Source organism: Paenibacillus lutimineralis (assembly GCF_003991425.1).
In the GTDB taxonomy this organism is placed as follows: domain Bacteria; phylum Bacillota; class Bacilli; order Paenibacillales; family Paenibacillaceae; genus Fontibacillus; species Fontibacillus lutimineralis.
Map to the genome: position 1 here is coordinate 1,342,564 of NZ_CP034346.1, position 14,377 is coordinate 1,356,940.

General features: G+C 41.2%; 13 protein-coding genes. All 13 read left to right on the top strand.

Annotated elements, in window-relative coordinates:
* Positions 1–14 precede the first annotated feature (14 nt).
* The 13 genes from EI981_RS05675 (at position 15) to EI981_RS05725 (ending at position 14,061) form a co-directional block, all read left to right on the top strand.
* Positions 15–461 (top strand): contact-dependent growth inhibition system immunity protein, encoded by a 447-nt coding sequence (locus tag EI981_RS05675; RefSeq protein WP_227011711.1) that lies wholly within the window; start codon positions 15–17, stop codon positions 459–461.
* A 359-nt stretch (positions 462–820) separates the two neighbouring features.
* Complete coding sequence (locus EI981_RS05680) at positions 821–1,159, top strand: hypothetical protein (RefSeq protein ID WP_126996208.1); 339 nt, start codon at positions 821–823, stop codon at positions 1,157–1,159.
* Between the two features lie 139 nt (positions 1,160–1,298).
* Positions 1,299–1,922, top strand: a complete 624-nt coding sequence (locus EI981_RS05685; protein WP_193556435.1) for a pentapeptide repeat-containing protein — start codon at positions 1,299–1,301, stop codon at positions 1,920–1,922.
* A 432-nt stretch (positions 1,923–2,354) separates the two neighbouring features.
* Positions 2,355–2,477: a hypothetical protein gene (locus tag EI981_RS29960; RefSeq protein ID WP_257792033.1), complete on the top strand. Its 123-nt coding sequence runs from the start codon at positions 2,355–2,357 to the stop codon at positions 2,475–2,477.
* Between the two features lie 442 nt (positions 2,478–2,919).
* Complete coding sequence (locus tag EI981_RS05690) at positions 2,920–3,816, top strand: copper amine oxidase N-terminal domain-containing protein (protein ID WP_126996212.1); 897 nt, start codon at positions 2,920–2,922, stop codon at positions 3,814–3,816.
* Between the two features lie 11 nt (positions 3,817–3,827).
* Positions 3,828–4,283, top strand: coding sequence for a hypothetical protein (locus EI981_RS05695; protein ID WP_126996214.1), 456 nt, complete (start codon positions 3,828–3,830; stop codon positions 4,281–4,283).
* A 316-nt stretch (positions 4,284–4,599) separates the two neighbouring features.
* Positions 4,600–5,511, top strand: coding sequence for a copper amine oxidase N-terminal domain-containing protein (locus tag EI981_RS05700; RefSeq protein ID WP_126996216.1), 912 nt, complete (start codon positions 4,600–4,602; stop codon positions 5,509–5,511).
* Between the two features lie 9 nt (positions 5,512–5,520).
* The gene (locus tag EI981_RS05705; RefSeq protein WP_126996218.1) at positions 5,521–8,307 is read left to right on the top strand and encodes a hypothetical protein; all 2,787 of its coding nucleotides are present in this window, start codon (positions 5,521–5,523) and stop codon (positions 8,305–8,307) included.
* A 132-nt stretch (positions 8,308–8,439) separates the two neighbouring features.
* On the top strand, positions 8,440–10,746 hold the full coding sequence (locus EI981_RS05710) for an ADP-ribosyltransferase family protein (RefSeq protein WP_126996220.1): 2,307 nt from the start codon (positions 8,440–8,442) through the stop codon (positions 10,744–10,746).
* Between the two features lie 11 nt (positions 10,747–10,757).
* A complete protein-coding gene (locus EI981_RS05715; protein WP_126996222.1) occupies positions 10,758–11,357 on the top strand; it encodes a pentapeptide repeat-containing protein in 600 nt (199 codons plus the stop codon).
* A gap of 231 nt (positions 11,358–11,588) precedes the next feature.
* On the top strand, positions 11,589–11,759 hold the full coding sequence (locus tag EI981_RS28945; RefSeq protein WP_162616099.1) for a hypothetical protein: 171 nt from the start codon (positions 11,589–11,591) through the stop codon (positions 11,757–11,759).
* Positions 11,760–11,892: 133 nt separating this feature from the next.
* Positions 11,893–12,378, top strand: coding sequence for a hypothetical protein (locus EI981_RS05720; RefSeq protein WP_126996224.1), 486 nt, complete (start codon positions 11,893–11,895; stop codon positions 12,376–12,378).
* A 6-nt stretch (positions 12,379–12,384) separates the two neighbouring features.
* Positions 12,385–14,061: a hypothetical protein gene (locus EI981_RS05725; protein ID WP_126996226.1), complete on the top strand. Its 1,677-nt coding sequence runs from the start codon at positions 12,385–12,387 to the stop codon at positions 14,059–14,061.
* The last annotated feature ends 316 nt before the right edge of the window (positions 14,062–14,377 follow it).

Sequence of the window (14,377 nt, forward strand, 5' to 3'; positions counted from 1 at the left end):
GGAGTAATCTAAATATGATTGATAGAAAGAAAATATTAAAAGAGTTTTTGACTAATGAAGAATATGAGGCTGTAATACAAAATGCAACACAGTTTTCCGATATGCCATTACCTACATGGCATTTGGAAATAACAAGGAAATGTCTAACCGATTTGTCAAACTTTGATTTGATTCGTTGCATTAGACAAGATGTTTTTACAGATTTAGTAACTTTTGAAATTATTGAAAGGATTGATGAACAAAATACACCTTTCTATGCTGACATTGATTCAATAGAATTGATGGAAAAACTATCATCTGTTAGTTCGGAAATGCTCTCAGTATATAAGAGTAAATTAGTTAGAATGATTGAAAATATTGAAAAGAACAACTTAATAGATTTAGCAGATATTTGGATGTTCGATGAACAGAAGGGAACGTATCAAGGCTATATCAATATAATAAAAAATAAAATTCAATAATGTCAGTAAAATATTTCCTGTTTTTTGTATTGGGGTCCAACCATTGCTGAATAATCTCGCCAATCAACAACAGCACATATACCTTCCAGAAATGTAGACTGGTTTACATCTTAAACTCTTTAAAAGCTCTTTCCACCTGAATCATGAGTAGGAAATGAGCTTTTTCTGATGTATACAATTAAAGAAAAACTCGCCCAAGCAGAACTAACAAATCTATGAAAAGACTACCGTTGGGTACTATAAGGTCGAGTGGCTAGTTTCTGATAAGAGGGCTGTAGAACAATTGACAAATTTGTTCAAATCAAAAAACATTGAAATTGATGTCGAATACTTTCCAGAATTAAGGATAGGTTTTGTAAATGAAAATTATAAAAGAAGACGAGTTGAAGAATTTTATTACTGATGAAGAACTACGCAAATTCTGCAATGTGAATATCAATGATACTCGTTTAAATAAGTTGTTAGCATATTATACGTTTTTTAAAAGTAACGCTAGGTTAGTCTCACTTGATAAGCAAAGCACATATTACAGTATGTACTTTTGGTTTGTGCAGTTTAAAGAGCGGTATTTTAAAGTGTATGGACATGATGAAGGGATTGAGCAAGAAGGATTTAAACTGTTAGAGGAGATAGATTATCAACTTGAAGAAAGCGTAGATTGGGGTCTAATTGAAAGAATTGAACTCAAAGCTATTTAAACCTTGATGAAGTAACTATTTCTTTAACGGGAACTTTCTATAAGAGGAAAAGAATTAGCTTAAAAATAGGAAAAAGATGCAATTCAAAAGGAGGGAATATCAGACAGGATAACTGGTATCCCTACAAGGAGGAAAAACCATGAACGTTCATAGAGATGAGGAACTAATTCAATCTTTAAAGTCACACAAAATCTGGATTGAAACAATTGGTCGAGAGGGAAAAAAACTAGCGGTCGATGAAGTGGATTTTCGAGATATAGATTTAGCAGATTACCCGCTAGATCAAGCCTATATAACTGCGTGTATATTTAATGGAATGAACTTGGTAGAAAAGGATATGTACGCTTCAGTAATATGTTCCTCAACTTTTGAAAATGCAAATTTAGAAAGTGCTGATTTCTACAAGGCGGACGTCTCTTATGCAAATTTTACAAATGCGAACTTGCAAAACTCTCGATTTGCTAGAAGTGATTGTATTGAAACTATATTTAACAAAGCTGATTTGAGAAATGCGAAATTAGTAGGGGCACTTTTTGATCAAGTAGATTTTCGCAATGCAAACCTCCAAAATACTGATGTAAGCACCTCAACATTTGAGGAAGTATTGCTTCAAGCAGCACAGCTAGAAGGAATGTGTGGACTGGAAGAGGCTTTCATTAAGAGTATTAATATTGGTACTCCAGAACAACCTATCATTCTTAAAGGCGAAGATGCTAGACAGTGGCTCATAATCAAATCGACAGATAACTTAAAAAGTAATTGACCTTAAAGCATTAACTCAAGCGCGCCAGGCACCGCCCAATAATCGGGTAGAAGATAACAAACCTAAACAAAATTTTAACTATACTTGATCCTGTTAAGATTGAATTAGAATATCATTCAAATTGTATGACGAGGTGCGGTAATCTAATCGAATCCATTTAGGATTTATGGTTATTAACTTGGCGGTGATATTTATGGATCATTCCCGATTTTACAAATTTAGGATTTAACAAACGCCCTGTGCTTCTGTATTTCTGTTGTGGTTTTCTGATTGTAGGGTGTCTAACCATGGAGAGGGCATTTAGTTAAGGAGTACATCCAGAAGCTAGGACTAGCACATACAGGAAGCACAACAGCAAATATCCCTTATGGAGGAAGTGGAAAGTCTAGCAAGAACTAAACGCCCCGCCGCCACAGAAGGGAGAGCGAATCCATGAAACGACGACCACCGTTAGGTATGCCCTTAACCCTGATGCGGCGGGAGAATGTGTTAGGACATAGCTTTGATCTTGATGAACTGATTGAATCTTCGATAAGTATGTCAAAGAGCCAATGACACAGGAGCAAGTCGAGCTAAGCCTCGCCCATTACTTTGCTCTGATTCTACCGGAGCGAACTAAGACTCAGAACTTTCAATTATATAGAAAGAACTCGAACACCTAAATAAACCCCTAGATACCTCCCCGACAAAACCTACGAAGGCAAAATCATCAAGGCTATAAATGAAAAATATAGCGATGAACGATATAGCACAAACCTCATGTAGAACAATCAAAATAGAAGATACGAGAGTAAAAATAGGATTACAGCAGAAACACTAGGAACACTAGGAACACTAAACCTATAGTCATATGAAAAAGGGGTTAATTATCGGAATTTCCATTGTTTGTGGTACATCGCAATAGTATAATATGAAGGATTGCATAAGGGAAATATTCCCACACATCTATGAAATATACATATAGGCTATAAAAAAACAAAAAAGGAGCTATTAATCTATGAAACTAAAGAAAACTGGATTTGCACTTATGTCATTGATTCTAATACTGACAATGATTCCTGCCATGATATCCGCTGCATCCAAACTGTCGATCGTAGTTGAAGTTAACGGGAAACTAATATCATTTCCGGATGCGAAGCCATTTATGGACAAGAGCAACCGGGTTCAGGTGCCTGTCCGATTTGTAAGTGAAGCACTTGGGGCGGAGGTAGGCTGGAACAGCAAGAGCAAACAAGTAACTGTACAAATGGGTGAAGACACCACTGTTTTGACGATGGGGAAAAAGGCGTATACCGTTAATGGCCAAACGAAACAAATGGACACGGTAGCTCAGCAGAAACAGAACCGGACTTTCGTGCCTTTACGATTTGTCAGCGAGGCGCTCGGAGCTAAAGTAATCTGGCATAAAGATCTTTATAGTGTAGAGATTTTAACGGGGCTTGCAGCCGTGCAGGAAGACAATAAGGAGGAGATAAAAGAGGAAACATCGTCCAGTGAAACCCCAAAATATATTGTGGATTCCTGGGGACGTAAGAGAAGAATAGAAGGGGAGACTCAGAAATGGACTGCTGAAGGATTCAGCTTCTACAATTCCTATAAATCGGGATTAGGTGTAAGTTACGAATCAGTAGATGGAAAAGGTCTAATGTTCTTACAATCATCTATTCATTTTGACAGAGATGGTGTGGATTATAACCAGCAGGTCAAGGATTTGGATGAATTGCTGCGTCAAAAGATTAATTCTGAAACTGTGGATAAGATCATGAAATACGTAAAACAAAAGACCAAAAGGGAAGATGAGTTGGAAGCGAAGGAGTTCAATGACAAAACGTATGGAATTCAGGTTGAGTCCAGGTATTGGGGTAATATCGTTATATCGATTTGGTATAAGTAGGTGTAATTTAGATGAAAAAACTATTCGTTATATTTCTTATGGCCGTTCTTTTCTGCGGTCTGGTATCGCAAAACAATATAGCTGCTGAGAAAAAAGAAGATAGTGAGGAGAAGATAACTCTCGAGGAACTAAAGACTCTTACTCCGAAAGCAGTGTTAGAAAGAGCTAATAAGGATATGCAAGAATTATACGGACTGAAGGACTTTTTCCCACAAAAGGCAAAAGGGAGAGAGCTTAATACTACACTGTTGCAACATCAAATTAATGAGGCAATTAAAGCTCCTCAGAATTTTACAGGTTTTGATATTGTTTATGGTACTAGTCACGGTAAAGAGATTACCCATAAAGGAAAAGTCATGACCAGATATTCCGGATACAATGTATTTGGAGATCCTGTATCCACGGATGGATTTCCTTGGGATGCGGGCTGGAGCGGCACTAAGATTCAGAACCTTCAATCCATATAAAAAGACCTCGAATACCAAATAACCCCTTGAGTACCTCCCGATAAAACCTTCGAAGACGAAATCATCAAGGCCCTAAATGCAACCTCATTGTAGAACAATCAAAATAGAAGATACGAGAGTAAAAATAGGATTACAGCAGAAACACTAGGAACACTAAACCTATAGTCATATGAAAAAGGGGTTAATTATCGGAATTTCCATTGTTTGTGGTACATCGCAATAGTATAATATGAAGGATTGCATAAGGGAAATATTCCCACACATCTATGAAATATACATATAGGCTATAAAAAAACAAAAAAGGAGCTATTAATCTATGAAACTAAAGAAAACTGGATTTGCACTTATGTCATTGATTCTCATACTGACAATGATTCCTGCCATGACATCCGCTGCATCCAAACTGTCGATCGTAGTTGAAGTTAACGGGGAACTAATATCATTTCCGGATGCGAAGCCATTTATGGACAAGAGCAACCGGGTTCAGGTGCCTGTCCGATTTGTAAGTGAAGCACTTGGGGCGGAGGTAGGCTGGAACAGCAAGAGCAAACAAGTAACTGTACAAATGGGTGAAGACACCACTGTTTTGACGATGGGGAAAAAGGCGTATACCGTTAATGGCCAAACGAAACAAATGGACACGGTAGCTCAGCAGAAACAGAACCGGACTTTCGTGCCTTTACGATTTGTCAGCGAGGCGCTCGGAGCTAAAGTAATTTGGCATAAAGATCTTTACAGTGTAGAGATTCTAACGGGGCTTGCGGCGGTGCAGGAAGATAAGAAGGAGGAAAAAAAGGGGGAGACATCCGCAACTGATACCCCCGAATATATTGTGGATTCATGGGGGATTAAGAGAAGAATAGAAGGGGAGACTCAGAAACAGACTGCTGAAGGATTCAGTTTCTATAATTCCTATAAATCGGGAATGTATGTAGCCAGCGATTATGAAGAATATAAAAAAGAATACGGTAAAAATGCATCAATAATGCAACCACGTATCCATTTTGACAAAGATGGTGTGGATTACAACCAACAGGTTAAAGATTTGGATGAACTGTTACGTCAGAAGATTGATTCTGAAACAGTTGATAAAATCATGAAATACGTAAAGCAAAAGACCAAAAGGGAAGATGAATTAGAAACGAAGGAATTCAGTGATAAGACATATAAGATTAGTGTGTCATCTCAATATTGGAGTAATATAATTGTTACTGTACGGTATAAGTAGGTGGGATATATGAGAGGACGAATCATTGTACTCCTTCTGTCTATACTCATTTACAGCATTTTGCCGGAAGTGAATATACATGCGGAACCGAAGGAAGTAGTAGAAGACAAAATAAATCCTGAGGAGTATTTTAAAACTCTTACTCCTGCAAAAGTATTGCAAATAGCCAATAAAGATATGGAAGAATTGTACGGGATAAAAAACTTTTTTCCACAAAAAGCAAAAGGGAGAGAGCTTAATACTACCCTGTTGCAACAGCAAATTAATGAGGCGATGAAAGCCCCTGAGAAATTTACAGGTTTTGATATTGTATATGGCACTAGTCACGGTAAAGAGATTACCCATAAAGGAAAAGTCATGACTAGATACTCCGGATACAATGTATTTGGAGATCCTGTATCCACGGATGGATTTCCTTGGGATGCGGGCTGGAGCGGCACTAAGATTCAGAGTTTCAATCTGATACCAACTCCTTGGGAACCGAAGGATCTCAATCGACAATTCGATTATTTTCCAACTAACTTTGGTTCTGATCCACCTGAAAAACTCACTGATTACCTAGGCGACAAAACCTTCGAAGGAAAAATCATCGAAGCCCTTAATGCGGAATACGGTGAAGAACCTTACGGCGCAAACCTCATGTACAACAATCAAAATAAACAATACGCTACAAAAACTGTTTACGACAAAAATACCGCCCCCAAAGGCGGCTGGATTAAATACGTTCACGTCATCCAACCGCCAACGTATCTGTCCCAGGGATTTGGGAGGGTGTATCTAAAGGTCGGTACTTATATGGATGTGCCAATCGCTGCGTTTATGAATACGAAACCGAATGATATTTCCGCGGAGTTTGTTGATTTGCCGTCCGGAGCGATGGCCGGGGAGGAAGTTCAAGTATCCGTATGGTTGAGGTCGACGTTCCCTAAAAGGGAAACTACCAAGTTTTCGTGGAGTGTTACCCGCAAGAGCGATGGATTGCCTCTGACAGCAGCGGAGAATCAGTTGAAGTTTAGCGGCGGCGTAGCGGCCGAATCCGGTGAAATCGGTATTTCCAAAACCGAGAAGAGGCGTCTTACTGTCTCATTTGTCATGCCGGAAAGTGATGTGCGGATTCAGTTTAAGGTCAACGAGGAGGGCAAAGAGCCGGAAGAGGTGTTACTAGATAATAACGTTCTAGACTCTGATGTCCTGGGCGCGGTGAAATTGATTGTTCCCCGGGAGCTCAAGCTTCCTTATGATATGCTGACCAAGAAAGAGAAAATATCCTTGCCAAGCAGTACGGCTACCTTACAGCTGCCTGATTTGACCGAGGCCAAGTGGACGGGAAATGCCACAGGGAAACTAACGGTAACCAACCTGACGAAGGAATTGCAAAAGGATTTTGAGATTCATAATAATCCAGAAATTAACGAGGCCAGCAGCGTAATTACCCGAACCCCGATAGTAACTTATACGATAAGGAGAGTGGATTATGGGGACGATCCAATGGGTGGAAATTGGCTCAAACTGGATAAACCTGGAACTCCGTTGTCTAAAACAGGGGAAGTACACACTGAAGGCTCAGTAAGCAGACCCTATGAATATAAGCGTTATTATACGGTTTGCACAGGTGAAGGGGAAGAAAAAAAATGTGAGGAAAAATCGGAAACCCTAACGGGAACCGCAACCGCACAATTCTCACCCAACACGGTTTCCAATACCTATGACATGTATGTCTACAATGGGATGAAGGATGTTCCAAAGCGCAAGTACCGTGACGAAATCGAAGATAATCAAACGGATTCCCTTGTGAAGAATCTCTATTGGACCAATGAACCCTATGACTATGATGTGATCCGCTGGATGCACCATCAGGACGTAGAGGGGAAGAAGTACGACTGGACGCAAGCGCCGGGACAATATAAGCGTGAATTCATCCAGCAAGCAAGCGGAAGTGTCGAGTGGGATATCAAAAGCTCCATGCGCGATGAATACGCTCAGGCTAGAGATGCTGCAGCTAAGAGGAAAAACAACAAGAAGCTTTACGATAAAGCTGTATTTGCAACAGACAAGGTGCTTCAGGAGCACGATTATCCAATTAAATCGGGATACTATTTTAATCCTGCGGGGAGTTACACTTTCACCGTCACAACCGAGGTATTTAAGAAAGAGAAACCTGAGGACATGACGGGAGACCATAAAGATCTGCTGAACAGTCTGATTAAATCCTTCCGCTATGAAACCGATCTAATGTTTATCAACAATCAGAAGGTTGCTGTTAATATCAAAAATGATAAGCTTACGGGAAAAGGCGGGGGCTTCGAGCGGGAACCGGGTATTTTGTCTGTTGAGGACAGCAAGTCGGTGAACGAAACATCGTTGATCAGTGTGTTGGATCGAAACGCCGATCCGTCCAGGTATACGAAAAAAGTAAAGGAGATTGAATACTCGGACAAGCGCGGCGGCGATTCTGATAAGTTCTGGAAGATGGTCCTGGAAGGGTATAGCGAGTCGTATACGTTGGGCAAATACACGGACTATACCTACCGGGAGTATGTTAAAGCCGGACAGCATATGTATAAAATCACGGAAACGTCAACGATTACGATCGTCGTCAATTCAGGCAATGTACCGTTGTATACCCATGCCAATATGCCGAACGGAAACTACTATATCAAAGTGTGGTTCGACAAAGTGAATATGACTGACGGGAATCATGCTTACGCAGGCCTCAAGACTTTGCAAGGCTTCGAAAATTTGGATTCTATCAAGGTAACCGTGGTTGGCTCCATGTTTGATGATTTGAATAACTAGACGAACAACAAGACCTGGGATTCAACATCCCGGGTCTATTTTCTAAAAGTAGATATAATCCTCATATAACCACCGTTTTAAACTACTTTCCTTACATCATGTGAATCCAGAACAATATGGAGTAATTAGTGAGTGTACAGGAGGTGTCCTTCCATTCAAAAGATAGATCTGGACCGACTCGACAATTTGGCTAAAGTAGTGGAGCATTTGCGACAGACAATGGAGCAGGAAATCACCGGCATGTCCAAGGATGTGAATCGTCTGCTCCAAAATACAGAGGCGGATTACTCGGAATATTATGTGCGCACAGCTACCCAAGAAGCGGCAAGCCTGCTCCGTGAGATTGAAATGCTGGCTCGGCGATTGGATGATCAAATGCATGAAAAAGTAAGCGGCCTGAAATATGCCGTGAGTCAATATGCGCAGACAGACAAGCAAGTGGAGAAATTGGCTCAAACCCAGCCTTCTTCATCGTTGTTCGATCATAAATCTCCGTTTCTTGCCGCGAAGTGGTCAGATATCACAGGAAATAGCTTGTATGGACCTGCGAAGTCGACTACTTCAGAGCCATTCCCATTCCCCAATTTCCTCGAACAACTTGAGGCTTTTCAGCGCCAAGGAATTATGGATAGTTTAGCTCCCTTCCAAGAAGATCCGCGAATTCATGCTCTTCTACAAACGATGCAGAACCAAGATGCCTTCGCCCAGAAACTCGCCCAAGCAGAACTAACCAAAATCGCTGAAGCCTTTACGGAAATCGCCCGTAGTCAGAAGGCTTATGTCGTCTATCAGGCTTATGGGCAACGTGAATATATGGAGTCGGCTCATCAATATGCCGAAGCCCAGCGGAAGAAGCTCGAAGAAATGGGCGTATCGGACGAATGGTATAAAGAAGGCATTGATCTAAGTTATTTTTATCAAGGTGGGTTTCTTAAGGCCTGTAGATACAATCCGTTAAAAAATGACCGATCGCTCTTACTGGATGATGAAGAGATTAGAACTTTGTTGAAGCAGGGGATGTTGGGTGAAGTTCAATTGGATGTGCTTCGTCAGAAATATGACGAGCTGGAAGTAAAGGTACTTCACCGTCTGCAACTCGAGCAGCAGTTGGAGGAATATAATCGCTTGGTCGCCGAGGAAGACATCCGAAAGATGCAGCAGCTTCTTAAGGATATGAATCTATATCATGGAGAAATTACCGGGAAGTATGATCAAGAGCTGTTAATTGCTGTAGCTGGATATCAGTATATTGCCAATAACCATAGTACCATGTTTGCCGTGTGGCGTGAATTAAGCGGGTATCATGATGGTAAGGAATTTGAAGTAGATGGATTGATCACGAAAGAGCTGCTGGAGCTAGCGAATGCAGAGAGAGGGTTAGGATATTGGAATGATCCCAATGTGAAAGCCAGTGGACTAGGGGTGGCGCTGACAGCGGTAGGAGTGGGGGATGGAATCGTCAGTCAGATTTGGGATGAAGGAAGCGGGCTTTTGAAGCAAGCCTGGTCCGTCAATCCGACCAATCCGAAGTTCTGGACAGAGACGATCCCAGGATATTATGATTTAGCTAAGGCAATCACAAATGGGGATATTACCCTGGAAGATATCAAGGAAGCGCTGAAAGAAGGGGCCGCAGAAGAGTTCGTGGTTCCGTTCCAGGATATTTGGGATTTGCAGGGGAAGGTATTGAGTGGAAAAGCCAGTTATGAAGAGAGCGAGCGATATGGACGCGCTTTGGTCAAGGCCTTTTTGGCTCTGACGTTGGTGGAAGGAGCAGTTAAGTCAGGAGTTAAGATATCTGGCAAACTGAGCAAGCAGCTCTCCGAGCTATTGCCTAAGCTGAACGGCGGAGCCGTGGCGGTTACTGAGAGTGGAGTGAAAATCCAGGTTCCGAACAATTATCGTATCGAGACCCCGGAGAATCCAAATATTCAGAGAAGGCAATATAATTTAGATAAAGAAGAGGGTATTGAGGGGACGGGACAAGGTAATAAACCTAACCTCTTTGATAAGGATGGAAATTATACGGGCGGTAGAACGCAAAAGGAATTGGATGATTTAGCAGGCGATCCTTCACATGGCGGTAAAATTAGGGATCAAGGTTTGAAAGAAAGAGAGATAGGACTAGATTTGGAACAACAAGGAAAACTAGGGAAGATAGTACGTGACCCACAAGGAAACGGAGGAGCAGAATTTATTGATACAACCAATAACGTTAAATGGGACGTTAAAAGTTTCGTATCTTATCCAAATGGTCATACTTCACCCAAGAAAGGCGCATTTACAGTAAATAACGGGATGAAGGCAATTAATAAAGAACTAGATAAAACTTATAATGTAATTGTGGATAAAAGAGACATGATTCCTGAACATATTGAACAGTTAAAAGAGGCAATTGAAAAAGCTGGGATATCAGATAGGATTATTTGGTATCCATAGGAGGGTTAAGTATGACAACTGATATCAAAGAAATTATGACTCAATTAGAATCACACCGCCTTTGGATTGAAACTATTGGAGAACAAGGCGAAAAACTAGGTATAGATGAAATTGATTTGCGAAATGTGGATTTGTCACAATACCCATTAGACCAAGCATATATAACAGCTTGTATCTTTGATGGCATGAACTTAAATCACAAAGATTTCTCTTCATCTTTACTAAGTTCATCAACTTTTATATCTACAAATTTAGAAGGGGCAGACTTTTGTAAATCTAATGTCTCGTATGTGGACTTCACAAATGCCAATGTTAAAGCTGCTAGACTTGCTGATAGTGAATGTATTGAGACGGTGTTTGTTCAAGCTGATTTATCAGATGCTAATTTAGTAGCTGGTCTTTTTGACGAGACGGATTTTCGCAATGCAATATTGTTTAATGCTGATGTGCGGTTAGCTACGTTTGAAAGAGTATTGCTAAAAGGAGCTAAATTAACTGGGGTTCGGGGGCTAGAAGAGGCTTTTATAAAAAGCATCAATATTGGGACGCCAGAACAACCAAATATTCTAGTAGGTGAAGAAGCTAGAAAATGGTTACAAGATAATAAGTAGACCCTTTACATCAGTAGAGAGTAGGTCATACAATACAACCAACAAACCAAACACTAAACAATTCAAACACTTGATAAACTTTCAAAAGCTCTTTCCAACTTGAACTATGAGTAGGAATGAGCTTTGTTTGCATGTTCAAAATCAAAGGAGGACGAAACGAATGGCAAAACGTGAACAGGTAGTGGCAGAAGAGTTGAAAATAAAGCAACTAGCACAGGAAGCAGAAAAAAAGTGAGGTCTATTGCGAACGGAAACCACTATATCAAAGTATGGTTCGACAAAGTGAATATGACTGACGGGAATCATGCTTACACAGGCCTCAAGACTTTGCAAGGCGTCGAAAATTTGGATTCCATCAAGGTAACCGTAGTTGGCTCCATGTTTGATGATTTGAATAACTAGACGAACAACAAGACCTGGGATCCAACATCCCGGGTCTATTTTCTAAAAGTAGATTTACCCTCATATGGCCATCGACTTTTAAACTACTTTCCTTACATCATGCGAATTCAGAAAAATATGGAGTAATAAGCGAGTGTACAGGAGGTGTCCTTTCATTCAAAAGATAGATCTGGATCGACTTGAGAATTTGTCTAGAGTAGTGGAGCATTTGCGACAGACGATGGAGCAGGAAATCACCGGCATGTCCAAGGATGTGAATCGTCTGCTCCAAAATACAGAAGCGAATTACTCGGAGTATTATGTACGCACAGTAACTCAAGAAACGGCAAGCCTGCTCCGGGAGATTGAAATGCTGGCACGGCGATTGGATGATCAAATGCGTGAAAAGGTAAGCGGCCTGAAATATGCCGTAAGTCAATATGCGCAGACAGACAAGCAAGTGGAGAAATTGGCTCAAACCCAGCCTTCCTCGTCTTTGTTCAATCATAAATCTCCGTTTCTAGCCGCACAGTGGTCAGATATCACAGGAAATAGTCTGTATGGGCCTGCGAAGTCCACTACTTCAGAGCCGTTCCCATTCCCCAATTTCTTCGAACAACTTGAGGCTTTTCAGCGGTAAGGAATTATGGATCGTTTAGCTCCCTTCCAAGAAGATCCGCGAATTGCTGCTCTTCTACAAACGATACAGAACCAAGATGCCTTCGCCCAGAAACTCGCCCAAGCAGAACTAACCAAAATCGCTGAAGCCTTTACGGAAATCGCCCGTAGTCAGAAGGCTTATGTCGTCTATCAGGCTTATGGTCAGCGTGAATATATGGAGTCGGCTCATCGATATGCCGAAGCCCAGCGGAGAAAGCTCGAAGAAATGGGTGTGTCGGAGGAATGGTATAAAGAAGGCATTGATCTGAGTTATTTTTATCAAGGTGGGCTTCTTAAGGCCTGTAGATACAATCCGTTAAAAAGTGACCGATCACTCTTGCTGGATGATGAAGAGATTAGGGCTTTGTTGGAGCAGGGGATGTTGGGAGAAGTTGAATTGGATGTGCTTCGTCAGAAATATGACGAGCTGGAAGTCAAGGTACTTCACCGTCTGCAACTAGAGCAACAGTTGGAGGAATATAATCGCTTGGTCGCCGAGGAAGATATCCGAAAGATGCAGCAGCTTCTCAAGGATATGAATCTATATCATGGAGAAATCACCGGGAAGTATGATCAAGAGCTGCTAATTGCTATAGCGGGATATCAGTATATTGCAAATAACTATAGTACAATGTTCGCCGTCTGGCGTGAATTAAGTGGGTATCATGATGGTAAAAAATTTGAAGTAGATGGATTGATTACGAAAGAGCTTCTGGAGCTAGCGAATGCAGAGAGAGGGTTAGGATATTGGAATGATCCCAATGTGAAAGCCAGTGGACTAGGTGTGGCGCTGACATCGGTAGGAGTCGGAGATGGAATCGTGAGTCAGATTTGGGATGAGGGAAGCGGGCTTTTGAAGCAAGCCTGGTCCGTCAATCCGACCAATCCGAAGTTCTGGACAGAGACGATCCCAGGATATTATGATTTAGCTAAGGCAATCACAAATGGGGATATTACCCTGGAAGATATCAAGGAAGCGCTGAAAGAAGGGGCAGCAGAAGAGTTTGTGGTTCCGTTCCAGGATATCTGGGATTTGCAGGGGAAGGTATTGAGCGGAAAAGCCAGCTATGAAGAGAGCGAGCGATATGGACGCGCTTTGGTCAAGGCATTTTTGGCTCTGACATTGGTGGAAGGAGCAGTTAAGTCAGGAGTTAAGATATCTGGCAAACTGAGCAAGCAGCTCTCCGCGCTATTGCCTAAGCTGAATGGCGGAGCCGTGGCGGTTACTGAGAGTGGAACTAGATTCCGAATTCCTGATGGTTACCACCTCGATACACCTGAACTTCCCAAGACAAATGCACAACGGCAATTTATCGATTTTCAGAGGCAACAGGAGCTTAGAGAAAATGCTGGAGGGGCAGGGAATACAACAAGACAGACTGTAAAGTCTAATCTCGGTACTGAAATTGATATAACACCATCTGGTAATCATAAAATTGCGCCTTCTAATAAGAATTCTGGATTGAAGGGGGAACCTAACTCGAGTGTTGACATTGTTGACCCAAAAACTGGGGAAGTAAAGACACGAAGATACTATGGAGCTGATGGGAAAGCAGCTAGAGATGTAGATATGACAAATCATGGTAACCCCAAGCAACATCCAGAATACCCACATGAGCATATATTTGAATATAATCCTGACGGTTCCTTAAAGTCGAGATAAGGAGAATCTATATGACGCACAGTGAATTTATCCAGCTAGTAAAGTGTGGTATGGAGTATAATTTTTACGTGAAAGATGAAGAGTATTGGATTAGCTCGAATGAGAATGGGTACTACTTAACAAGAGTCAGAGATAGTAGTTCACAAGAATTTAAGACACCCGAGGAATTACTTGAAAATGGGCGGATAAATGGTCTCTCTCTATTTGATCTATGGGATGATCTAAAGGATTTCTTCCAATAGTTTTTTATATAAACAGCGGAGTTTCCCTTTTATGGACTGGGACTAGATATAAGGTTGGAGATATAGTTTAAGGG